The following is a 22467-nucleotide window of genomic DNA, read 5'->3' as shown; positions in this document are numbered from 1 at the left end:
GTCGGCTTGTTTCGCGTAAACTGGCTGGATTACTTTTAGCGGATCAGGGTTATGAACGTCATTTTTGCCATTGCGATAACTACCGGTATTCTTTCCGGCGTATGGGGCTGGGTTGCCATCAGTCTGGGGCTAATCAGTTGGGCGGGCTTTCTTGGCTGCACGGCCTATTTTGCCTGCCCGCAAGGTGGCCTTAAAGGCCTGGCAATCAGCACGCTGACCTGTTTGAGTGGCGTATTCTGGGCGATGGTCATCATTCATGGCAGCGCATTGGAACCTGCCTGGAGCATTTTGGGCTATCTGTTGACCGGCATTGTCGCCTTCCTGATGTGTATTCAGGCTAAACAGCAGTGGCTTGGCTTTGTGCCCGGCACTTTTATTGGTGCCTGCGCGACCTTTGCCGGCGACGGCAACTGGCCATTAATCACGGCTTCACTGCTGGTCGGATTATTGTTTGGCTACGCGATGAAAAACAGTGGTTTGTGGCTGGCCGCACGCCGTAAATCTCCCGTAGCAGCGCTGACCGAACGAGCCTCTACCGACGCCTGAAAGTGCGTCCGTCTCCTGCCTTGCCTCTTTTTTAGTCAACTTTCCGATGGCGTGTATCCGGGTCGTGTCCTACCATGGGACTACGACCAAGGGTTGTGATGGTTAAGCAACGTTGAATTTACTGATGACGGAGAGCCTGAAGATGGTAATAAACAGAGACGAGAACCAAACGACGCTGGATGACGATCTGAGAATGCTGAGCGACACCCTGCAAGAGGTGTTGGACTACTCCGGCGATCGTGCCGATCAGGCCTACACGGATATCAAAGCGCATGCCGAGCGGGCGCTGAGTGACGTTAAGTCCCGGCTGACCAGTAGAACTGAGTGCTACTACGTGCGGGCGAAAGAAGTGGCGTGCCGCGCCGATGACTATGTGCGTGACAAACCTTGGCACAGCGTAGGTATTGGTGCCACGGTAGGTTTGGTGCTTGGCTTGTTGTTGGCTCGTAAGTAAAGCCAATAGGGCGCTAACTGTATTTCCTACCGCAACACCCCAAGCTTGAGGCAGGTGGGGATCATACAGGTTAGCCGACCGTTGAGCGCAAGGATGCGCGATTGCGAGCCCCCATGGACGGGTTTACGGCGTGTCGGCGTTCTGTATGATCCCCATCTGTAGCACTATGAGTTGTAGCGATTAAACTACTGCGTCTTTAATGACTTTCCCAGTATCACCTCCACCTGGTAGCTTTTAGCCTCATCAGTCAACGCAATCACCGCTTTCTGCTGCGCTACACCATCAATGATCACCTGAGTCTCTCCTTCGCCCTGGCGCAGGGTTAAGTGATATTCACTTGCCCCTTCACGATAGGTCATGGTGACCGGTGGCCAATCCGCCGGTAAACGGGTGTGGATGGAGAGCGTATTGCCATGGCGTTTCAGGCCAAGCAGCGACTCGACGATCAACCGATACATCCAGCCTGCCGAGCCGGTATACCAACTCCATCCTCCACGCCCGACGTGCGGGGCGACCGCGTAAATATCCGCCGTGGCGACATAAGGCTCGACCTTGTAGCGCTCGGCTGCGGTACTATCCAGGCTGTGATTGATCGGGTTAATCAGCGCCATCAGTTCCCAGGCGCGCTCAATATTGCCCATCTCGGCGAACGCCATCACTGCCCACACCGCACCGTGGGTATATTGACCGCCGTTTTCCCGTACACCGGGCAGGTAACCCCGAATGTAGCCAGGATTCGGGCCGTTGCCGTCAAACGGTGGTGTCAGCAGTTTGATGATGCCAGCCTGATCGTTCACCAGGTGCTTGTCCAAAGATTCCATCGCCTGTGCGCTACGTTCCTTATCACCGGCACCGGAAAGGATCGACCAGCTTTGGGCAATGGCATCAATGCGACACTCTGCCGCCAGATGTGAGCCGAGTGGTTCTCCGCTGTCGAAATAACCACGGCGATACCATTCGCCATCCCAGGCGTTACTGTGCAGGTTGGCACGCAGTTTTTCCGCTTCCTCACGGCATAATTCAGCCAGCTCCTGGTCACCGCGCTGGGTCGCCAATTTGCCGTAACGTTGCAGGATGTAGAACAGGAAGAAGCCGAGCCATACGCTCTCACCTCGGCCTTCCAAGCCCACCATATTCATGCCGTCGTTCCAGTCACCGGCGCCCATCAGTGGCAGACCGTGTTCACCAAACGTCAGGCCATGCTTCAAGGCTCTGGCCCCGTGCAGATAAAGGCTTTCCTGTTCCGGGCTGACGCCAGGCTGCTCGTAAGACGACTCTTCACCCGGGGCCAGTTTACGGGCCTCCAGATAACCCACCTGTTGTTCGAGGATTTGCTGGTCGTCGGTCGCGTCGAGATAATGACAAATCGCCAATGGCAACCACAGGTAATCATCGGAGCAGCGGGTACGCACTCCGTTGCCCTGCGGTGGATGCCACCAGTGCTGAACGTCGCCCTCAACAAACTGGCGGGAAGCACACAGCAGGATCTGCTCGCGCATCCGCTCAGGCATAGCGTGCGTCAGAGCCAGGGTATCCTGGAGCTGATCGCGGAAGCCGAATGCGCCGCCGGATTGATAGTAGCCACTGCGGGCGTGGATGCGGCAGGAGAGGGTTTGGTATAGCAACCAGCCGTTAGCCAGCAGGTTAACCGCCGCATGGGGCGTAGCGATCTGTACCTTGTTGAGGATCTTGTCCCAATGGGCATCGACCTGCTGCAACTCGTGCTGCAAAGCCTCCTCATTAAGATACTGACCCAACAGGGACTCGGCTTCGTCGGCATCCTGACCCAGGCCAAGCACAAACACAAAGCTGCGCTGATCGCCGTCGATCATGCTGATGGCCGATTGCACCGCCCCGCAAGGATCCAATCCTGCACCGGTCTTGCCGGACAACCGCCGTAGCTTAAGTACGGCAGGGGCGGCCAACGACCCGTTTCGGCCAATGAACTCCCGCCGGTCGCCGGTGATGGAGCAATGGACGCCGGTAACCCCAAAGAACGCGGTACGTGGCGAACCGCTGCTGGCGTAATGGTTGGTGGCAAGGATACCGCAGCCGCCAGGGGGAGTGGCTGCTCGTGTAACGACATGCATCGCCGATTTCTGGCGCAAATCACCGAGGATCAGCTCGGCATAGCCGGTAGTTGAAAGTTTACGCGTGCGGCCAGAGGCATTGGTGAGCGTCAACAGGAACAGCTTCACCGGCGCGTCTTTGGCAACCAGCATCGTCAACTGGCTGTCGATGCCGCCTTCCCGGTGTTCAAACACGCTGTAACCAAAGCCGTGACGCGTCAGATAATGACCGCGCCCACGGGCGGGCAGCGGCGTTGGTGACCAAACGTGGCCACTTTCTTCATCGCGCAGATAAAAAGCCTCGCCGCTGCGATCGCTGACCGGGTCGTTATCCCAAGGCGTTAAGCGATATTCATGGGCATTCTCATACCAGGTGTAAGCCTGGCCGCTTTCGGAGATCACCGAGCCGAACATCGGGTTGGCGATAACGTTGGACCACGGCGCTGGAGTGACTTTGCTTTCGTTCATGGCAATCACATATTCGCTGCCATCCTCCGAAAACCCGCCAAACCCGTTATAGAACTGAAGCTTGTCGATGATCGGCAACTGCGGCGAATGCAGATTGCGCGGCACATTGGCCAGGGTAGTCAGTTTGGAGGAAGCGGTCGGTGGCCCCAATGGCTGTTGCAGCGTTTGCGGCAGTTGCAGCCGTTGATTGAGCTGCTCCGTCAGGCCACCACGGCGGTCATCCAGATAAATGCGTGCCACGCTCAGCAGCAGGGTGTGATCTTCCGGGGACATATGCTCACTGGAACGCACGAAGATCCCTCCCGGTTTGTCCGTCAGGGACGACTCCATCCCGGCGGCGATCAGCCCCATGATCTGATTTTGCAGATCTTGCCGATAACCACCGGAGTCCTCATTGAGGATCACCAGATCGACCTGCAATCCTTTCAGCCGCCAATAGTTGTGCGCCTGGATCAGCTGTTGCACCAAAGCGATATTTTCACCGTCGGTCACGGACAGCAGCACGATCGGCAGGTCGCCGGAAATCGAATAGCCCCACAGGCCGGACTGCCCACGGCGGTTATTGATGATTTCATGGCTGGCGGCACGCATCTCCTGCGCCGGGAACACCACCGCGCTGGCCAGGCGGTTAAACAGATTGGCGTCTTCTTCGTTGGCGTTAAGCTGGCGCAGCACCACCTGGCTGTGCGACCAGGCGAGTTCGAAAATACGGTCGGCCATATGCCGGTCGCGGTATTTCTCTAACATCGCCAGGCTGGTGGCTCGGTCTTCACAAACGCCGTAGAAAATATCCAGCTTCAGCGGCACGTTGGGCTCCAGCCGGATCCGCTGGCGGATGGCGATGATCGGGTCGATCACCGGCCCGGCGCTATTGGTCAGGGGCTGATTCTGATGTAGCGCTTGCGGGTTGGCCGCCGTACGGCCACGGCCGATAAACTTGGCGCGGTCGGTTTCAAAGGAGGTTTGGCTAGCCGTGCCCTGGACCGACATCATATGCAGCAACCATGGCGATTTCTCTTTCGGCTCACGCGGACGGCGGTGGCATAAAATGGCATCCTGATCGGGCAGCAGCTCGGTTTGTACAAACAGATTGCTGAACGCCGGGTGGGCCAAATCGTTACTGGCCGGGGCCAGCACCACTTCGGCATAGCTGGTGATCTCAATGGTTCGCGCTTGTTTGCCACGGTTCACCAAGGTCAAGCGCCGCAGCTCGATATCGTCCTCAGGGGAGATCACCACCTGGGTTTTCACCGATAGCAGCCCCTGTTTACGCTGGAATTCAGCCCCGGCATCGTTGAACACGGCGCGATAGCCTCCCTTTTCGGTTTCGCCGGTAGGGTGCCAGGTATTGCTCCACACCTCGCCGGTCTGCGGATCGCGCAGGTAGCAGAAGGCACCCCAGTTATCACAGGTCGCATCCTCACGCCAGCGGGTGAGGGCCAGATTCTGCCAGCGGCTGTAGCTGCCGCCGCTTTGGGTGATCATCAGATGGTAGTTGGCATTGGACAGCAGTTGCACTTCAGGGATTGGCGTGTCCACGCGGGTGAACTCACGGGCGACGAAGTTGGCCGGTTTAATCGCACCTTCATGGGTTTCGAAGTGACGGCGGGTGCTGTACAGCTCAACCGCATCAGGCACCCGTTCCTGCAACAGCAAACGGGTTGACTGGAAGGCGGGGTAACTGGCAAAGCGTTTCACCATCGGCGCATCCAGCAGCAGGTGGGATAACGCCAGGAAGCTCATCCCCTGGTGGTGCGCCATATAGGAGCGAACAATCACATACAGCTGCCCACGGCTGAGGCGCGAGGTGGTGTAGTCCAGTGCCTCATAGAAACCATAGCGGCCCTTGGCACCGTTTTTTTCCAATTCAACCAGGTTGCTACAGGCGCTGTCCGGGTCGACAATCAGCGCCATCACCGTGGCGTAAGGGGCGATAACCATATCATCACCCAGCCCGCGCCGCAGCCCTAAGCCCGGCACGCCAAAGGCGTGATACTGGTAGTTTTGTGACGCATCAAAGCCGAAGTAACCGGACTCGGAAATCCCCCATGGCACGCCACGCTCCTTGCCCCAGGCAATTTGCCGATCGACAGCCGAACGGCACATCTGCACCAGCAAGGTATCGGGATAGGCAGGCATCACCAGCTGTGGCATCAGGTATTCAAACATCGAGCCACTCCAGGACATCAGCGCTGGCTCATTGTCGATTACCGTAAACAGCCGACCTAACGCAAACCAGCTACGCTGTGGGATCTGGTTGGTGGCAATCGCGACATAGTTGGTCAGGCGGATTTCCGAGGCCAGCAGATCGTACTTACCGCTGTCGGCCCGGTTTTGATCGCAGTTGAAACCGACGGTCAGCAAATGCGTGGCTTCGTCATACAGGAAGCTGAAGTCCATTTGCGCCATGGCGGTCAGGCGACGTGCCAACTGTGCCAACTGCTCAAGGCGTTCCGATGCCAATTGCATCACGGCATCCAACTGTGTTTGCTGCTCGGCGGACAGCGTCAGCCGCTTCGGTGGGTTGGCCAGCCAGTGCAAGCTGGGGATCTGTTCCAGTTCCGGCATGCTGTCGCTCAGCCAGCCAAACCATAATGCCCATTCGGTGCAGAACTCATTGAGTTGCTGGTGCAGATTACCGGCCCAGCGTTTGACCTCGTCACCCTGTTGCAGAGCAGGTTCCTGTAATCCGTTACAATGGTTACGCATTTCATTGAGTTCGGCCTGTAGCGCTGCCGGATGGGCGCTCTGGGCCTGTTCCCAATGTTTACGCAGTTTGGTTAACCCTTTCGGCGCGGCGTTACCCCAGTGTTGCTCCAGTATCAGTAACGTATCTTCCAGCCCGGCAAGCATGCGCGCTGGCTCGATAACCGGCTGCATGGCTAATGCTGGCAGGCCCGCGCTCAGGGTTAGCAGGTGGCCGGCGAAATTACCGCTGTCCACGCTGGAAACATAGCGTGGATTGAGCGGTTCCAAGGTACGGGTGTCGTACCAGTTGTACAGGTGGCCACGATAATGCTCCATGCGATCGAGCGTATTCAACGTCAGGGTAATACGCTGTAAAGCCGTGCTAAGGGTGATATAGCCAAAGTCACAGGCGGTAAGATCGGCCAACAGCGCCAGCCCGATATTGGTGGGTGAGGTGCGGTGTGCCACCACCGGCTCAGGGATCTCCTGGAAGTTATCCGGCGGCAGCCAGTTTTCCTGTTGGTTGACAAAGGTGGCGAAAAACTCCCAGGTCTCGCGGCTGGTCTGGCGCAGGAAACGCCGCTGTGGTTCGTTGATGGCCGTTTTGCTGCGCTGTGGTTCCAGGCTGAGCGTATAAAGCAGGTACGGCGACAGGATCCACAAGGCGGCTAACGGGATGGCGGCTAACAGCGCCACCGGGCTGGAAAAGGCGGCCAGTAACAACAACAGGACGCCAGCAAACGGGTTACACCACAGGCTGCGATAAAAATTCTCCAGCGTAACGGTCAGATGATGTTTGGATTGGTCGAAGCTGGTCCACTCCTGCAGATTGCGTTTGCTGATCAGCAAGCGCCACAGGGTGACACCAATAGCCTTCAGACTGTACCAGGCTTCATGAGGCAACTCGGCCAGCCGTAGGCCAATCTGGGAAAGCCGGTGCAATGAGCCCTTCAGAGCCAACCGCAAATGCTGAATAAACGGCCGACGCGGCGGCTTGCGCACCACATCCTGTAACAGTGCCAGCAGCGTGGGCAGCAACAGAATAATGGCGAACACCGCCAGCCAGTATTGGGTATCCGGCAACCAGGTAAAGGCAAAGAACAGCAGCAACAGGAAGCATGGGGCCACCAGACTGCGGCGTAGGTTATCGAGCAATTTCCAGCGTGAAAGGGGGCTTAACGGGTTGGCAACCCGCGAACCGTCTTCGGTGATAACCCGAGGCAGCAGCCAATTGAATAACTGCCAATCTCCGCGGATCCAGCGGGTGCGGCGGGCAACGTCGACCAGATAATTGCTCGGATATTGTTCATAAAGTAACACGTCACTCAGTAAACCGGAGCGGGCATAGCAGCCTTCCAGCAAATCGTGGCTTAGCACCAGATTCTCTGGGCAGGTGCCTTTCAGGCTGTGGGAGAAGACATCGACATCATAAATGCCTTTGCCGATAAATGAACCTTCGCCAAACAGATCCTGATAGATATCTGAAGCCATTTGGGTGTACGGATCGTTACCCGGGGTGCTGCTGCACAGGGCGGCATAGCGGCTCTGACCATAGGCGGGGATCTCTTCGGCCATGCGCGGTTGCAGGATGGCATAACCTTCCACCACCCGCTGCTGTTTGGCATCATACTGGGGTTGATTCAGGGGGTGTGCCATGGCGGCGATCAGCCGGTGCGCGCTTTCGCGCGGCAACACGGTGTCGCTGTCCAGGGTGATTACGTATTTGACGTTTTTCAGCACTTCCAGCTCTTGGCCAATCTGGGTGGTAAACGTATTGCCACGGTTGCGCAGCCAATCGTTCAGCGCGTTTAACTTGCCGCGCTTACGCTCCAACCCCATCCAGCTCTGCTGCTGTTCATTCCACTGGCGATCGCGGTGGAACAGGAAAAAGTGACTTGGCCCTTCGCAGGTATATTGCGCGTTCAGCTCCGTCATCTTCTGGCTGGCGTAGGCCAGCAGTTCGGCATCGTCTGGCTGCTGTTGCCGGGGCGAGTCGTTAAAGTCGGTGAGCAGGGCAAAGTGCAGGTGTTTCATGGCATTGCCCAGATAACAAACTTCCAGCGTGTTGATCAACTGGTCAATGCCTGATTTGCTGCCTATCAGCGTGGGGATGACGACCAACGTGCGGAATTCGGTCGGAATGCCACAGGAAAAATCCAGCCTGGGCAGTGGCTGCGGTGAACGGCTGCGGGTGGTGACTTCACTGAGCAGGTTAAGGACGAACTGACCGAGCACGATCCCCAACGGGAACAGCAAGATCAACAATCCCCAGGTAAGCCCGGTTTGGTGGGCATGGCGTAGCAGCAAAGCCCAGCAGGCCGTCGTCAGCAGGCTGATGCTGCCGAGCCAGGAAAGCAGGGGGGATTGGCTGAACGCATGACGGATGCGCGTGATGCGGCCAAGCTTAACGTCGAGCTGTTGTTCTAACAGCGCGCGGCCATGGTCAATCAGGTAATAGCCGATATGATGAGTGCGCGGATCGTTGCGGGGATCTTCGGCAGCGACACGTGCCATATTCAGAGCGTGTTCCGCAACCCCGACCTCGTTATGAGAACAGTGGCGAGCCAGCCTTTCGATCACATGGCGATAGTTGTCCCGGGTATCGAAATGCATTAATGGATACACCCCGGCAGGATCATCGCGCAGCGTTTGATCGACCTTGCTCATGGTCTCCACAAATTCCGCCCAATCCATCTCACTTAACTGCCGCAGGCCGGCGATACTGTTGCTGACGGAAAGCTGGCTGACGGCCAACTGTTGGTTGAAGCGATGGATGAGCTCATCGGAGGTCAGGCTGACTTCGGCCAGACGTTGTTCCACCCAGGTCAGCGGCAGTGCGAGCATGGTGCCGTGTCCTTGCAGGCGACGCACCAGTTCAGCCACGAAGGCGCTGGTGCGGGGCGGGTTGGAGCGGGCCATATCGGCAATGACAATGATCAGGTTGGCCGGGTCGTTTTCCGCCGACTCCAGCATTTTGGTCACCCAGCTATCGGCCAGGCTGCGTTCTTCCTGTGCCTGAGCGACTTCCACTGCTACCCGGCGCAGGTTTTCAATCAGCGCCAGCCTCAGCATCCCCGGCAGTGCCCAAAGCTCTCCCAGAGTCAGATTGGCCTCTTTCTGGTAGGCGGCGATATAACGCGTCAGGCTCTCGGCATCCCATCGCCCGTCGCCGTGAGCAATGGCTTCGGTAGCGATATCATAAATTCGTGGGCAATTATGCGGCGCGGTTAACTGTGGCAATCCGCGGCCAAAGGTTTTCGGCAGATGATGACGCACGACGCGGATCTGCTCTTCAATCAGATAGAAGTTATCCAGCAGCCAATCGCCTGCCGGAGTCATGGTGTTTTTCTTGTCGTTGCTTAATCTGCGGCAACTGTCCGTCAATACCTGCTCGTTGTTATCCAGGCGTTTGAGCAAATGGTAAGGCGTCTTATGGGTTGCCAGCTTATGGGAACGCGCCAGGCGCTGGCCGTAACGCTCCATCTGGTCGACAGAAAACAGTTCTGCCTTGATGTTGCTGGCGGGGGGCGTTTCGGCTGCGGCCCGGTTATGCCGTAACGGTAACCGGGCCACTTTGGGGCCGCGACGCTGCTTCTTTAACCAATTGATAAGTATTTCTTTCACGCAAAAGGCTCCTTACATCTGACCCAAGGGACAGCTGGTTATAACCGTTGGGAGGCTGTGAACATCTTGATTTAACTATCGATTTGATATGACAAGAGTTCACTGCGGCAGGAACATGACTTCTAAGTATAGTTCCGCTGTGCGTGTGCGGTTGTTTTTTAATCTCAACCTTCAGTTTTTATAAATAATTAGCGGCGGAGGGTATGGGCTAAAAGGCGCTATTTTTCCGCCCGTGATGATTGATTTACCGTATAATTCCCCACATAGCGTTTGGTTAATGAGGTGGTAGTGGAACAACTTTCGGGATTGCTGCGGCGGCTAGGCCAGCAGCTTGGGCAGGGCTTTCCCTCTGAGGCCGGATTTCGGCAGTTAACCCTGGCGGTTCCTGGTCATCTGAGCGACCTGTTGCTGGAGTGGCTGGCGGCGCAGTCCCTGTTCCCCCAGTTTTATTGGTGTCATCGTCAAGGCCGGCAGGAGGCCGCGGTGTGCGGCTCCTTGCGGCAGTTTTCGCACCCTTCATTGGCGCAGGCATTCGTGGATGCCCATCCTGCGGCCCGTTTATGGGGGCTGACGGCCTTCGACGGTGATGCCCAACTGTTTTTACCGCGTCTGGAAATTTTCACCCGCCAAGGTAAGAGTGAACTGACGCTAAACCTGTTTTCCGAGGATGCACTGAGTGCGGACGCCAACGCGGCGCGAGCCTGGCTTGCGGATCTGCTGGTGGCTAAACCGATCGAGAATTTACAGGTGAAAGTGTTGTCGGTGCAGCATCAGCCGGAACGAGCCGGGTGGGAAATCATGCTGCGCGATGCGCTGGAGGCGATCAATCGGCAGCAGATGGATAAGGTGGTCTTGGCACGCAGCTCGGTATTGACGCTGGAAAGTCCGTTGTTTGCCCCCGCGATGATGGCCGCCAGCCGCAGGGTGAATCACCAATGTTACCACTTTATGCTGCGCTTTGATGCACATTCCGCTTTTCTTGGCTCCAGCCCTGAAAGATTGTACCTGCGCGAGGGGGAGCAACTGTTTACCGAGGCGCTGGCGGGGACCGTTGCCAACCATCCAGATGAGCGGCAGGCTCAGGCATTGGCCCAGTGGTTGCTGCAAGACGGCAAGAATCAACAGGAAAACCTGCTGGTAGTCGATGATATCTGCCAGCGTTTGCAAGGCGGTGCCAGAGCGGTGGATGTGTTACCACCAGAAGTGGTGCGGTTGCGCAAAGTGCAGCATCTGCGGCGGCGTATTGAAGGGCAACTGAACCATTGCGATGATGCCGATTGCCTGCAACGCCTGCAGCCGACGGCGGCGGTGGCTGGGTTACCGCGTCAGGCCTCACGTGAGTTTATTCGCCAGCATGAGCCTTTCTCCCGTCGTTGGTATGCCGGTTCTGCCGGTTATCTTTCTGCAGCTCAGGCTGAGTTCTGTGTTGCGCTGCGTTCCTGCCAGATCGACGATGCCCAGGTAGAGCTGTATGCCGGGGCGGGAATTGTGGCCGGTTCCGATCCGGCGCAGGAATGGCAAGAGATAGAAAACAAGGCGGCAGGTTTACGCACCCTGTTGCAGCCTGAGCCTTCTCGCTGAGCTGCTAACTGGCGCATTGAGCAGGTCGATCTTCGTGTGTAAACTTATTGTGTTTTATATGTTTGTTTTTTGTTCGCTTTCGGGTCGCCATTTGAATTTTGCTGGTCGAAATTGATTTATTAAGGGTCAGGGGCATTAAACCTGTCACAGGGATATACGGCGTTTTTGCGCCAGCGCAAAAGCCGTAAAGATAATTACTTATATAATTCAGAGTTATGATCCCCGGTTCGCTACCTCGTTTGGGTAGGCCTCGGCGCATAACCTCTGTTTACTACTTGTGAGCGAAATATGTCGACAAGTGTTTTTAATCGTCGGTGGGCGGCGTTGTTGCTGGAAACGCTGGTTCGCCATGGAGTGCGGCATGTCTGTATCGCTCCGGGATCGCGCTCTACGCCTTTGACACTGGCCGCTGCCGCGAACCGCGCTTTTGTCTGTCATACTCATTTCGATGAGCGGGGCCTGGGCCATTTAGCGCTAGGGTTGGCAAAGGCTACGCGCGAACCCGTGGCGGTGATCGTCACTTCGGGTACCGCGGCAGCAAACCTGTATCCTGCTCTGATCGAAGCCGGGCTAACCGGCGAGCGGCTGGTGTTCCTCACCGCCGATCGTCCGCCGGAGTTGATTAACTGCGGTGCCAATCAGGCGATCCGCCAAAACGGCCTCTATTCGAGCCACCCTACCTTGAATATCGATCTGCCGCGCCCAAGCCCGGATATTCCGGCCAGTTGGCTGGTCTCTACTCTGGACAGTGCGATGGCACGCCTGCGGCAAGGTGCCCTGCATATCAACTGTCCTTTTGCCGAGCCGCTATATGGTGGTGATGAACAGCAGTATGAGCAGTGGTCGGCAGAATTAGGGGACTGGTGGCAGGATACTCACCCTTGGCTGCGTGAAATGGATCCTCATCAGGTGATCAAGCAGCCGGACTGGTTTTTCTGGCGGCAGAAGCGCGGTGTGATTATCGCAGGCAGGATGAGCGCGCAAGAGGGCGTGCAACTGGCAGAATGGGCGGGAATGCTCGGTTGGCCGTTGATCGGCGATGCTCTTTCGCAGACCGGGCAACCGCTGCCCTGTGCCGATTTATGGCTGGCCAACCCCCAGGCTCGCGATCGGTTGGCAAGTGCGCAACTGGTGGTGCAGTTTGGCAGCAGCCTGACGGGCAAACGCCTGCTACAGTGGCAGGAACGCTGCCAGCCGGAGGAGTTCTGGCTGATCGACGATCTGCCTGGCCGCCTCGATCCTGCGCATCATCGTGGCCGTCGCATTCGCTCTACCGTTGGCGAGTGGCTCGACCTGCATCCGGCGCAACCGCGCTCACCTTGGGCTGGCGATCTGTCCGCGTTGGCGGATGATGCCCTGGATGCGACGTCACAATACCTGGTTAACCGGTTTGGCGAGGCCCAACTGGCCCACCGCCTCCCTGAGTTGCTGCCGGAGAACGGCCAGCTGTTTCTCGGCAATAGCCTGATCGTGCGCCTGATCGACGCCTTGACCCAGTTGCCTGCCGGCTATCCGGTGTTCAGCAATCGCGGAGCCAGCGGTATCGATGGGCTAATCTCCACTGCTGCCGGGGTTCAGCGTGCGACAGCCAAGCCTACATTGGCGGTGGTCGGCGATCTTTCCGCACTCTACGATTTGAACGCTTTGGCTTTGTTGCGCCAATGTTCGGCCCCCACGGTGCTGATCGTGGTAAACAACAACGGCGGGCAGATTTTCTCACTGCTGCCCACGCCGGAACCCGAGCGCCAGCGGTTTTACTGTATGCCCCAGGACGTGGAGTTCAGCCATGCTGCCGCCATGTTCCAGCTGGATTATGCTTGCCCGGAAAACTGGGGGCAGTTGCAACAGGCGGTGGAGAAAGCCTGGCGTCATAGCGGCACCACGCTGATTGAGTTGCAGGTGCCACCGAGCGATGGCGCAGCAACCTTGCAACATCTGGTGCAAAAAATGGGGGCAAACTGATGCTGGCTTCCCGCGTGTTACAACAGGGCGAAAGCCAACGTCCATGGATCATCTGGCTACATGGCCTGCTGGGGAATAACAACGAGTGGCGGGTGATTGCCTCGCGTTGCGAGCAGTGGCCGTCGCTGGCGATTGATTTGCCCGGCCATGGCGATTCCGCCGATCAATCCTGCCTGGACTTTGCCGATGTCAGCAGGCAAATCACCGCCACGCTGCAACAGCATAATATTCAACGTTACTGGCTGGTGGGTTATTCGCTTGGCGGGCGCATCGCTATGTACCACGCTTGCTGCGGCGATGCGCAAGGGCTGCAAGGCATTGTGATCGAAGGCGGCAACCCAGGGTTAGAGAACGAAGACTTACGTGCTCAGCGGCGTGCGCATGATGCCGCTTGGGCGAACCGTTTCCGCACGGAAAAGATCAGAAAGGTGTTGGCCGATTGGTATCTCCAACCGGTATTTGCCAACCTCAGCCCGGTACACCGTGAGGCGTTGATCGCCGCTCGTGCCGATAATCATGGCCCGGCGATTGCCGACATGCTGGAGGCTACCTCACTCGGGCGACAGCCTTGGTTGGTGCCACAGTTACAACAGTTGGCACTGCCGGTGATGGTGTTATGCGGTGCTGACGATCATAAGTTTCAGGCGTTGGCACGTGAGGCCGGTTTGCCACTGCAAACCGTGCCAGAAGCGGGTCACAACGCTCATCTGGCCAATCCGGCAGATTTTGCTGCCGCGCTCGACGAATTTCTTGCTAAAAAAGGAACCAAACATGCTGTATCCCAATGAAGAACAACTGTACGCCGCGATCGACTGGCAGGACTGCTCGGGTGATTTCGAAGACATTCTGTATCACAAGTCCAGCGATGGCATTGCCAAAATCACCATCAACCGCCCGCAGGTGCGTAACGCCTTCCGCCCGCACACGGTGAAGGAAATGATCGAGGCGATGTCGAACGCACGCTATGACGACGGTATCGGCACCATCATTCTTACCGGCGCTGGTGATAAAGCCTTCTGTTCCGGCGGCGATCAGAAAGTACGCGGTGACTACGGCGGCTACCGTGATGACAGCGGTGTGCATCACCTGAACGTGCTGGATTTCCAACGCCAGATCCGTACCTGCCCTAAGCCAGTGGTGGCGATGGTGGCCGGGTATTCCATCGGCGGTGGTCACGTGCTGCATATGATGTGCGATCTGACCATTGCGGCGGATAACGCCATCTTTGGCCAGACCGGGCCAAAAGTCGGCTCCTTTGACGGTGGCTGGGGCGCTTCTTACATGGCACGTATCGTCGGCCAGAAGAAAGCCCGTGAGATCTGGTTCCTGTGCCGCCAGTACGACGCGGCTGCGGCGTTGGATATGGGCCTGGTCAACACCGTAGTGCCGTTGGCCGATCTGGAAAAAGAAACCGTTCGCTGGTGCCGTGAGATGTTACAGAACAGCCCGATGGCCTTACGCTGCCTGAAGGCCGCGCTCAATGCCGACTGTGATGGTCAGGCCGGGCTGCAGGAGTTGGCGGGTAACGCCACCATGTTGTTCTATATGACCGATGAAGGTCAGGAAGGGCGCAACGCATTTATCGAAAAACGCCAGCCTGACTTCAGCAAATTCAAGCGTAATCCGTAATGACGGCGCTAACCCGCGTTGCTGCGATCTATCGCTATAGCCTGCCGATGGAGGCGGGCGTGGTGCTGCGCAACCAGCGGCTGAAAACCCGTGATGGTTTGCTGATCCACCTGCAACAGGATGGGCAGCAAGGGTGGGGGGAAATTGCCCCTTTGCCGGAGTTCAGCCAGGAGACGCTCGATCAGGCACAGCAGGCGACGCTGGCCTGGGTGCAGGCTTGGGTTGCTGGTGGATCGTCGGTGGCAAGCGAATGGCCTTCGGTGGCTTTCGGTACCAGCTGTGCCTTGGCAGAACTGGCCGGAGAATTGCCAACGCAGGCCGACTATCGCAAGGCTCCGCTGTGCACTGGCGATCCCGACGAGCTGTTCGATCTGTTGGCCGCATTGCCGGGGGAGAAAGTTGCCAAGGTGAAGGTGGGGCTGTATGAGGCGGTGCGGGATGGCATGATCGTCAATGTCCTGCTGGAGGCTTTGCCCGATCTCAAGCTGCGGCTGGATGCCAACCGTAGTTGGACCCGCGCCAAAGCGGACGGTTTTGCCAAATACGTCAATCCGGCGTGGCGCGATCGCATCGCGTTTCTGGAAGAGCCCTGCAAAACCCGTGATGAATCGCGAGAATTTGCTCAGGCGAGCGGGATTGCCATCGCCTGGGATGAAAGCGTGCGTGAGGCCGATTTCGTCGTGCAGGCGGAGCCGGGCGTGGCGGCTATCGTCATCAAGCCGAGCCTGGTGGGTAGCCTGGCACGCTGCCGTGAATTGGTTACGCAGGCGCACCAGGCCGGATTGGCGGCGGTGATCAGTTCCAGCATTGAATCCAGCCTTGGGTTGACTCAGCTGGCGCGAGTTGCGCATTGGCTGACGCCGCAGACGGTACCGGGTCTGGATACGTTGAGTCTGATGCAGGCCCAGCTGGTTCGTGGCTGGCCAGAGAGCACCTTGCCGTTATTGGGTATTGATACCTTGGAGTGTGTATGGCGCAGTTGAGTGATTGGCCGTGGCGGCATTGGGCTAAACAGCGCCCACAGGCGACCGCGGTGATCTTTGAGCATCAGCAGGTCAGTTGGCTGATGTTACAACGGCAGATAGAGGTGTTAGCCGCAGACTTTCAGCGCCAGGGCGTGTTACCCGGCAGCGGTGTAGTGCTGTGTGGCAAGAACAGCTACCCCTTGCTGTTAGCCTATCTGGCGCTATTACAGTGTGGCGCACGCTTGTTGCCGCTCAACCCTACGCTGCCTGCGCCGATGCTGGCGGCTTTGCTGCCGGATCTGGATATCGACTTTGCCTTCGGCCCGGATGGTTTGCCTGAATTGCCCCCCGGCTCGATCGTCTTGTCGCCGCCGGGCGTTGACGAGTGCGACTTGCAGTTGTTGCCGTGGGATGAACAACGGCTGGCGACATTGACGCTGACCTCCGGCTCCAGCGGCTTGCCAAAAGCCGCCGCCCATAGCTATGCCGGGCACCTTGCCAGTGCGGATGGCGTGTTGCATCTGATGGAATTTCAGCCGCAGGACAGCTGGCTGCTGTCGCTACCGCTGTTCCACGTTTCTGGTCAGGGCATTGTCTGGCGCTGGCTGGCGGTGGGGGCGCAGCTGGTGGTGCGTGAAATGCAGCCCTTGGCCGATGCGCTGGCGGGATGTACTCATGCCTCTCTGGTTCCGACCCAACTTTGGCGTTTGCTGTCTGAACCGATGGCCAAGCATGCGCTGAAAGAAGTGCTGCTCGGTGGGGCGATGATCCCGGTATCACTCACCCAACAGGCCGAGGCGGTGGGGATCCACTGCTGGTGCGGTTATGGTTTGACGGAGCTGGCTTCGACGGTGTGCGCCAAACGTGCCGACGAACTGCCCGGTGTTGGGGTCCCTTTGCAAGGCCGGGAGATCCGCCTGGTCGATCAGGAAGTCTGGATCCGCTCCGCCAGCCTGGCGCTCGGTTATTGGCTGCGGGGGGCATTAGTGCCCATTATCGACGATCAGGGATGGTTCCATACCCGCGATCGTGGTGCGATGGAGCACGGTGAACTGCGTATTATTGGCCGGCTAGACAACCTGTTCTTCAGCGGTGGGGAAGGCGTGCAGCCGGAAGATGTGGAACGTGTCTTCGCGGCGCACCCGCAGGTGTTGCAGGTGTTTATCGTGCCAATTGACGATGAAGAGTTTGGTCAACGGCCAGTGGCGGTCGTCGATCTGGAAGGCGAGTTGACGCTGGAAGCGTTACTGTTGTGGGCGCAAGACCGGCTGGCCAACTTCCAACGGCCGATTGCCGCATTGCCGTTACCCGATGAGCTAAAAAACGGCGGCATCAAGATTTCACGCCGTCGGCTGCAATTGTGGGCTAGTAGCCAACTGCGGGAATAAAACGCATTTCATCGAGAAAAAGCAAGGCCGCCCAAGGGCGGCCTTGCTTTTGGTGTAACCGATTATTTCAGGCCCAGGGCCTTGGCAACGCCGTTGCCGTAATCCGGATGCACCTTGGTGAACAGCTCAACCTGACGGCGTTGGATCTGTTCTGGCACCTGCGACAGCTCACCGGCGATGCGGGTGAACATACGCTGATGCTCCTCTGCGCTCAGCAGATTAAACAGCGCACGCGGTTGGCTGTAGTAATCGTCGTCTTCACGATGATTCCAGTGATCGGCGGCACCTTCGAGGCTCAATGGCGGCTCGCTGAAATCTGGCTGCTCCTGGAACACCCCAAAGCTGTTTGGCTCATAGGTTGCGCCGTTGCCGCTGTTACCATCGACACGCATCGCGCCGTCGCGGTGATAGTTATGGAACGGGCATTTGGCACCGTTGACCGGGATTTGGTGGTGGTTGACGCCCAGGCGGTAGCGGTGCGCATCGCCATAGGAGAACAGACGACCCTGCAGCATTCTATCCGGCGAGAAGCTCACGCCTGGTACCACGTTGGCCGGGTTCATCGCCACTTGCTCCACTTCGGAGAAGTAGTTATCCGGGTTGCGGTTCAGCTCGAAGAAGCCGACATCGATCAGCGGATAGTCACCGTGCGGCCAGACTTTGGTCAGGTCAAACGGGTTGTACGGGGTTTGGGAAGCTTCATGTTCAGGCATGATCTGGACCTGCAGTTTCCAACGCGGGAAATTACCGTCCTTGATAGCATTGAACAGATCGCGCTGAGAACTCTCACGATCTTTGGCGACGATGGCTTCTGCCTCATCATCCATCAGGTTTTCGATACCCTGTTCACAGCGGAAGTGGAATTTAACCCAGAAACGCTCGTTATTGGCATTGATAAAGCTGAACGCGTGGCTGCCGAAACCGTGCATGTGACGGTAGGATTTCGGCAGACCGCGGTCGCTGAAATCGATGGTCAACTGGTGCAGGGATTCTGGCAGATGGGAGAAGAAGTCCCACTTGTATACCGGGTTGCGCAGGTTGGTGTGCGGATCGCGTTTTACCACGTGGTTCAGATCGGGGAATTTGAGCGGATCGCGCAGGTAGAACACCGGCGTATCGTTGCCCACCAGATCCCAGTTACCTTCTTCGGTATAGAACTTCATGGCAAAGCCACGGATATCACGTTCGGCATCGGCAGCGCCGCGTTCGCCGGCAACGGTAGAGAAGCGGACGAACATCTCGGTTTGCTTGCCAATTTCTGAGAAGATGTTGGCGCGGGTGTACTTGGTAATATCGTGGGTGACGGTAAAGGTGCCGTAGGCGCCAGAGCCCTTGGCATGCATACGACGTTCTGGGATCACTTCGCGGTCAAAGTGGGCCAGTTTTTCCAGGAACCAAACGTCTTGAAGTAGCATCGGGCCGCGTTTTCCGGCGGTGATCACGTTATTATTATCAACAACGGGCGCGCCAGCCGCGGTGGTTAATCCTTTCTTGCTCATCAATTGCTCCTTACTGTGTTGCAGTTAAGTTGATAGCTCAGTTTCGGGTGCTGTAAATCTTCATTAATGATAACTAATGAAAAGGTCTGCCCTGCTGACCTCCATCAAAGACAGTACTAGTTGTAGACTTATTCTCAGCGCTCGGCAAATAGGCAGCACTTATCGTTGTAATTTTGCGGGCAACTGATTTTTAATTTTTTACAGTTTATTGAAAAATTAACAGTTTATTGCTTTAAATTAGCCGGGAAATGATGACAACTCGGTTACACTCGTCAGCGTGTTTTTTTCCGGTGCCAGGCATCATCACTACCTGATGATGAAGAATGAAAAGGATCAATAATGAACAAAACTTTAGTCGCGTGCGCAGCAGGCTTGCTGTTTGTGGCTGGCTCTGCCAATGCGATCAGCGTGAGCGGTGAGGCAGGGGAGCATTACACCAACCTTGGTGTAGGTTTGGGAACTTCGACGGCGGGTCTGGGGCTCAGTGGCAACTGGATCCGTAGCGATCATGATGGGGATATCGGCAGTCTGGGCCTGAGCTTCAGCCTGCCGGTGGGACCTTTGACGGCTACCGTAGGTGGCAAGGCGATTTATCTTAGCCCGGAGGATGGCAAGGATGGCGGCGCGCTGGCGTTAGGGGGCGGATTGCAATGGGATCTCAACCGCTATCTCAGTCTGTATGGCGAAGGCTACTTTGCGCCAGAGTCGATGACCAGCGGCGCAAAAGCCTATAACGAAGCCAATGGCGGCGTGCGCTTGAATGTTCGTCCGTTCAACGTTGATGTCGGTTATCGTTATATCAACATCGAAGGTAAAGACGGCAACCGTGACAATGCGATTGCCGATGGGCCTTATATCGGCGTGGGTGTGGGCTTCTAATTCTGCCTGTTATGGGGGCTTTCGCCCCCATGTTCCCCGCTTTAGCCGACGGCGGGTAACAGACCGCTGGCAATACCGATCTGAATGGCGATCACCGCCACCCCACAGACAAACACCAGCGCCAATGCTGGCGTTCCGCCCCAGACTCGATAGTTGGCCTGATGTTGGCGCCGCGTTTTCCAGACCAGCAGCGAAGGTAGCAACAGGGCAAGCACGGCCAGCGCGATTGCCGCGAACCCGAGCGCCAGCACAAAACCACGCGGATAGAACAGCGCGAAGGCCAACGGTGGCAGGAAGGTGATGGCCCCGGTCTGCAAACGGCCCCGCACGTTATCCTGGCGTTTGAACAGATCGGCCAGAAAGTCGAACAGCCCGAGTGAAACCCCCAGGAATGAGGTTGCCAATGCCAAATCGGCAAACAGGTGCACCGCCAGTTCAACATGAGGCGACGCGACCACGTCACGCACCGCTTGCAATAAACCGTTCAGCCCGGCCTGTTGCGCCAGAATGCCGACGAAGGTGGTGGAGCTGATGCTGCCCAGCGTCGCCAACTGCCAGAAGATGTAGGCGATCAGCGGAATGGCACTGCCGATGATAAAGATCCACCGCAGTTTGCGAATGTTGCCACCCATGTAGTTGACGATGCTGGGTACGCTGCCATGGAAACCGAACGAGGTGAAAATCACCGGAATGGCCGAGAGCGCCAGTCCTTGCTCTAACGGGAGCGTCAGCAGATTGGTCTGCTGGATATGCGGCATCATCAGGCCGAGCATCACGATCAGGAAAATCGACTTGGCGGTAAACAGAATGCGGTTGAACAGATCCACCGAGTGGGTGCCGACGCAGACCACGCCCCCGGCTACCAGGGTGAACAGCAGCACGCCGAGATAGACCGGGAACTCCTGGCCTGTCCATTGCGCGATGCTGGCTGCCAGCAGTTCCCCCGCGCCGCTGATATAGGCTGCGGTCAGCGCATACATCAAAAACATCATGCTGAAACTGGTAAGCCACTGGCCACCGCCGCCCAGATAACGTTTGGCCAACGTTCCCAGGCCGGTATCCGCCTGCTCGTGCTGATAAACTTCGACCAGCAGCAGCGCGGTATAGCACATCAATAACCACAGCCCAACCAGCAGTGCCAGCGTTACGCCAAACCCGACGCCCGCCGCCGCCAGGGGCATAGCCAGCATCCCTGCACCAATGGTGGTGCCTGCCACGATAAAAACACTGCCCAGCGTGCGATTCTTCACTTTACTCTCTGCTTTTGGATGATTTTTAGGCGTTTTCACGACCCTATTTTTAGTGCGGCAGAATAGTTGATTGCTGATTTTGTGTCAAACCGACGTTACGACTGATGTACAATAAAGTTTACACAAAGCAGCGGGCGAAAGCGGCAATAAAAAATGCCTTTCAACAACAATATCGTTCGGTACGTAATGAAAAGCTTCTATAGTGGAGAGATCTGAACATAAGGGAGAGATCAATGTTAAGGGTGGAAATGCTCAGCACCGGTGATGAGGTGCTGCATGGGCAAATTATTGATACCAATGCCGCCTGGCTGGCAGATTATCTGTTCCAGCAAGGCTTACCGATGAGCGGGCGTGAAACGGTGGGGGACAGCCTTTCCTCTCTGATCGAAATCCTTCAGGAACGCAGCCATATCGCCGATGTCCTGATCGTCAACGGTGGTCTGGGGCCAACCAGCGACGATCTGAGCGCGCTGGCAGCAGCGAAAGCTTGCGGGACTGAACTGGTCGAACATCCTGAATGGATCGCCCGTATGGAGGCCTACTTTGCTGAACGTGGCCGTCCGATGGCGGCTTCCAACCGTAAACAGGCACAGATCCCGGCCAACGCGGAAATGTTGGATAACCGCGTCGGTACTGCCTGCGGTTTTGCCTTAACGTTGAACAAGTGCCGGATGTTCTTTACGCCGGGAGTCCCTTCCGAATTTAAAGTGATGGTAGAAGAACAGATCCTGCCACGCCTGCGCCAGGACTTTACTTTACCTGAGCCGCCGTTATGCCTTCGTCTAACCACCTTCGGGACTTCGGAAAGCGATTTGGCTGCCGAACTGGACGGCATGCCGTTACCTCCGGGCGTGGTATTGGGCTACCGTTCCTCCAGCCCGATTATCGAGCTGAAGCTGACCGGTCCACAGGAGCAGCGTAGCTCGATGGAACAAGCTTGGCAGCGCGTACGGCAGGTAGCGGGCGACAATACGATTTTTGAAGGTACGGCCGGACTGCCGGCAGAGCTGACGCAGCGCTTACAACAACAACACCTGACGTTGGCGCTGAGCGAGCAATTTACCGCCGGGCTAATCAACCTGCAGTTGCAGAGTGAGGCGGCTCCGTTGGCTGGTGGCGAGCTGTTACCTGCACATTGTTCGGAGGCATTGGCAACGGTGCTGGTGCGTGCCCAATCGTTGGCTCAGCTTACTGGGGCGCAGTTGGTGCTGGCGGTCAGCGCGATGGCAGGGGATCGTGTCAGCATCGCGCTACATACACCTAAAGGCGGTATTGGCCAGACGGTGAGCTATCGTGCGTCACGCCATGGCCTACGTTTACGTCAGGAGTCGGTGGCGATGCTGGCACTGGATATGCTGCGGCGCTGGCTGAACGGCGGCCCGGTTTGTGGCAACAACAGCTGGCTGGAAATTGTGGAAATTATCGAGTAGAAACTTGTTGATGGCAGTTTTTCCCTATGGATTTC

13 protein-coding genes are annotated in these 22467 nt (G+C 57.2%); 10 read left to right on the top strand and 3 right to left on the bottom strand.

Going from position 1 to position 22467, the window contains the following annotated elements; translation table 11 throughout:
- Positions 1-51: 51 nt before the first annotated feature.
- Both ACRDCA_RS25770 and elaB read left to right on the top strand, forming a co-directional pair.
- On the top strand, positions 52-546 hold the full coding sequence (locus tag ACRDCA_RS25770) for a DUF1097 domain-containing protein (RefSeq protein WP_438692057.1): 495 nt from the start codon (positions 52-54) through the stop codon (positions 544-546).
- Positions 547-688: 142 nt separating this feature from the next.
- Entirely contained in the window at positions 689-1000 is a 312-nt protein-coding gene (elaB, locus tag ACRDCA_RS25765) for a stress response protein ElaB (protein WP_438692056.1), read from the top strand.
- Positions 1001-1185: 185 nt separating this feature from the next.
- Here elaB and ACRDCA_RS25760 read toward each other — a convergent pair whose 3' ends face one another.
- Positions 1186-9849, bottom strand: a complete 8664-nt coding sequence (locus ACRDCA_RS25760) for a GH36-type glycosyl hydrolase domain-containing protein (protein WP_438692055.1) — start codon at positions 9847-9849, stop codon at positions 1186-1188.
- Between the two features lie 288 nt (positions 9850-10137).
- Here ACRDCA_RS25760 and menF point away from each other — a divergent pair, with 288 nt between their 5' ends.
- From menF to menE, 6 genes are all read left to right on the top strand, one after another.
- Positions 10138-11430: an isochorismate synthase MenF gene (menF, locus tag ACRDCA_RS25755; RefSeq protein ID WP_438692054.1), complete on the top strand. Its 1293-nt coding sequence runs from the start codon at positions 10138-10140 to the stop codon at positions 11428-11430.
- 288 nt (positions 11431-11718) lie between these two features.
- Positions 11719-13392, top strand: coding sequence for a 2-succinyl-5-enolpyruvyl-6-hydroxy-3-cyclohexene-1-carboxylic-acid synthase (gene menD / locus ACRDCA_RS25750; protein ID WP_438692053.1), 1674 nt, complete (start codon positions 11719-11721; stop codon positions 13390-13392).
- Positions 13392-14180, top strand: coding sequence for a 2-succinyl-6-hydroxy-2,4-cyclohexadiene-1-carboxylate synthase (menH, locus tag ACRDCA_RS25745; protein ID WP_438692052.1), 789 nt, complete (start codon positions 13392-13394; stop codon positions 14178-14180). Before menD ends, menH begins: the two co-directional genes overlap by 1 nt.
- Entirely contained in the window at positions 14164-15021 is an 858-nt protein-coding gene (gene menB / locus ACRDCA_RS25740) for a 1,4-dihydroxy-2-naphthoyl-CoA synthase (RefSeq protein ID WP_021805976.1), read from the top strand. The genes menH and menB overlap by 17 nt, the downstream gene beginning before the upstream one ends.
- Positions 15021-16004 carry an o-succinylbenzoate synthase gene (gene menC, locus ACRDCA_RS25735; protein WP_438692051.1) on the top strand — a complete coding sequence of 328 codons (984 nt, stop codon included), beginning with the start codon at positions 15021-15023 and terminating at the stop codon, positions 16002-16004. The genes menB and menC overlap by 1 nt, the downstream gene beginning before the upstream one ends.
- Positions 15992-17374, top strand: a complete 1383-nt coding sequence (gene menE, locus ACRDCA_RS25730; protein ID WP_438692050.1) for an o-succinylbenzoate--CoA ligase — start codon at positions 15992-15994, stop codon at positions 17372-17374. The genes menC and menE overlap by 13 nt, the downstream gene beginning before the upstream one ends.
- Positions 17375-17436: 62 nt before the next feature.
- On the opposite strand, the gene katA is transcribed toward menE, so the two are convergent.
- Positions 17437-18873, bottom strand: coding sequence for a catalase KatA (gene katA / locus ACRDCA_RS25725; RefSeq protein WP_438692049.1), 1437 nt, complete (start codon positions 18871-18873; stop codon positions 17437-17439).
- A 339-nt stretch (positions 18874-19212) separates the two neighbouring features.
- Between katA and ACRDCA_RS25720 the strand changes: the two genes are divergently transcribed.
- On the top strand, positions 19213-19752 hold the full coding sequence (locus ACRDCA_RS25720; RefSeq protein WP_025122822.1) for a YfaZ family outer membrane protein: 540 nt from the start codon (positions 19213-19215) through the stop codon (positions 19750-19752).
- 41 nt (positions 19753-19793) lie between these two features.
- On the opposite strand, the gene tyrP is transcribed toward ACRDCA_RS25720, so the two are convergent.
- Positions 19794-21002, bottom strand: coding sequence for a tyrosine transporter TyrP (gene tyrP / locus ACRDCA_RS25715; protein WP_438692048.1), 1209 nt, complete (start codon positions 21000-21002; stop codon positions 19794-19796).
- Positions 21003-21235: 233 nt separating this feature from the next.
- Here tyrP and ACRDCA_RS25710 point away from each other — a divergent pair, with 233 nt between their 5' ends.
- A complete protein-coding gene (locus ACRDCA_RS25710) occupies positions 21236-22432 on the top strand; it encodes a nicotinamide mononucleotide deamidase-related protein YfaY (protein ID WP_438692047.1) in 1197 nt (398 codons plus the stop codon).
- Positions 22433-22467 lie beyond the last annotated feature (35 nt).

This window comes from Serratia sp. (in: enterobacteria), assembly GCF_051654945.1.
Lineage (GTDB): Bacteria > Pseudomonadota > Gammaproteobacteria > Enterobacterales > Enterobacteriaceae > Chania.
This window is presented reverse-complemented; position numbering and strand designations above follow the sequence as displayed.

Coding starts and splice junctions, on each gene's coding strand:
- ACRDCA_RS25770 (WP_438692057.1), top strand. CDS start 52: ATGAACGTCATTTTTGCCATTGCGATAACTACCGGTATTCTTTCCGGC.
- menD (WP_438692053.1), top strand. CDS start 11,719: ATGTCGACAAGTGTTTTTAATCGTCGGTGGGCGGCGTTGTTGCTGGAA.
- menH (WP_438692052.1), top strand. CDS start 13,392: ATGCTGGCTTCCCGCGTGTTACAACAGGGCGAAAGCCAACGTCCATGG.
- menE (WP_438692050.1), top strand. CDS start 15,992: ATGGCGCAGTTGAGTGATTGGCCGTGGCGGCATTGGGCTAAACAGCGC.
- menB (WP_021805976.1), top strand. CDS start 14,164: ATGCTGTATCCCAATGAAGAACAACTGTACGCCGCGATCGACTGGCAG.
- ACRDCA_RS25720 (WP_025122822.1), top strand. CDS start 19,213: ATGAACAAAACTTTAGTCGCGTGCGCAGCAGGCTTGCTGTTTGTGGCT.
- menC (WP_438692051.1), top strand. CDS start 15,021: ATGACGGCGCTAACCCGCGTTGCTGCGATCTATCGCTATAGCCTGCCG.
- katA (WP_438692049.1), bottom strand. CDS start 18,873: ATGAGCAAGAAAGGATTAACCACCGCGGCTGGCGCGCCCGTTGTTGAT.
- ACRDCA_RS25710 (WP_438692047.1), top strand. CDS start 21,236: ATGTTAAGGGTGGAAATGCTCAGCACCGGTGATGAGGTGCTGCATGGG.
- elaB (WP_438692056.1), top strand. CDS start 689: ATGGTAATAAACAGAGACGAGAACCAAACGACGCTGGATGACGATCTG.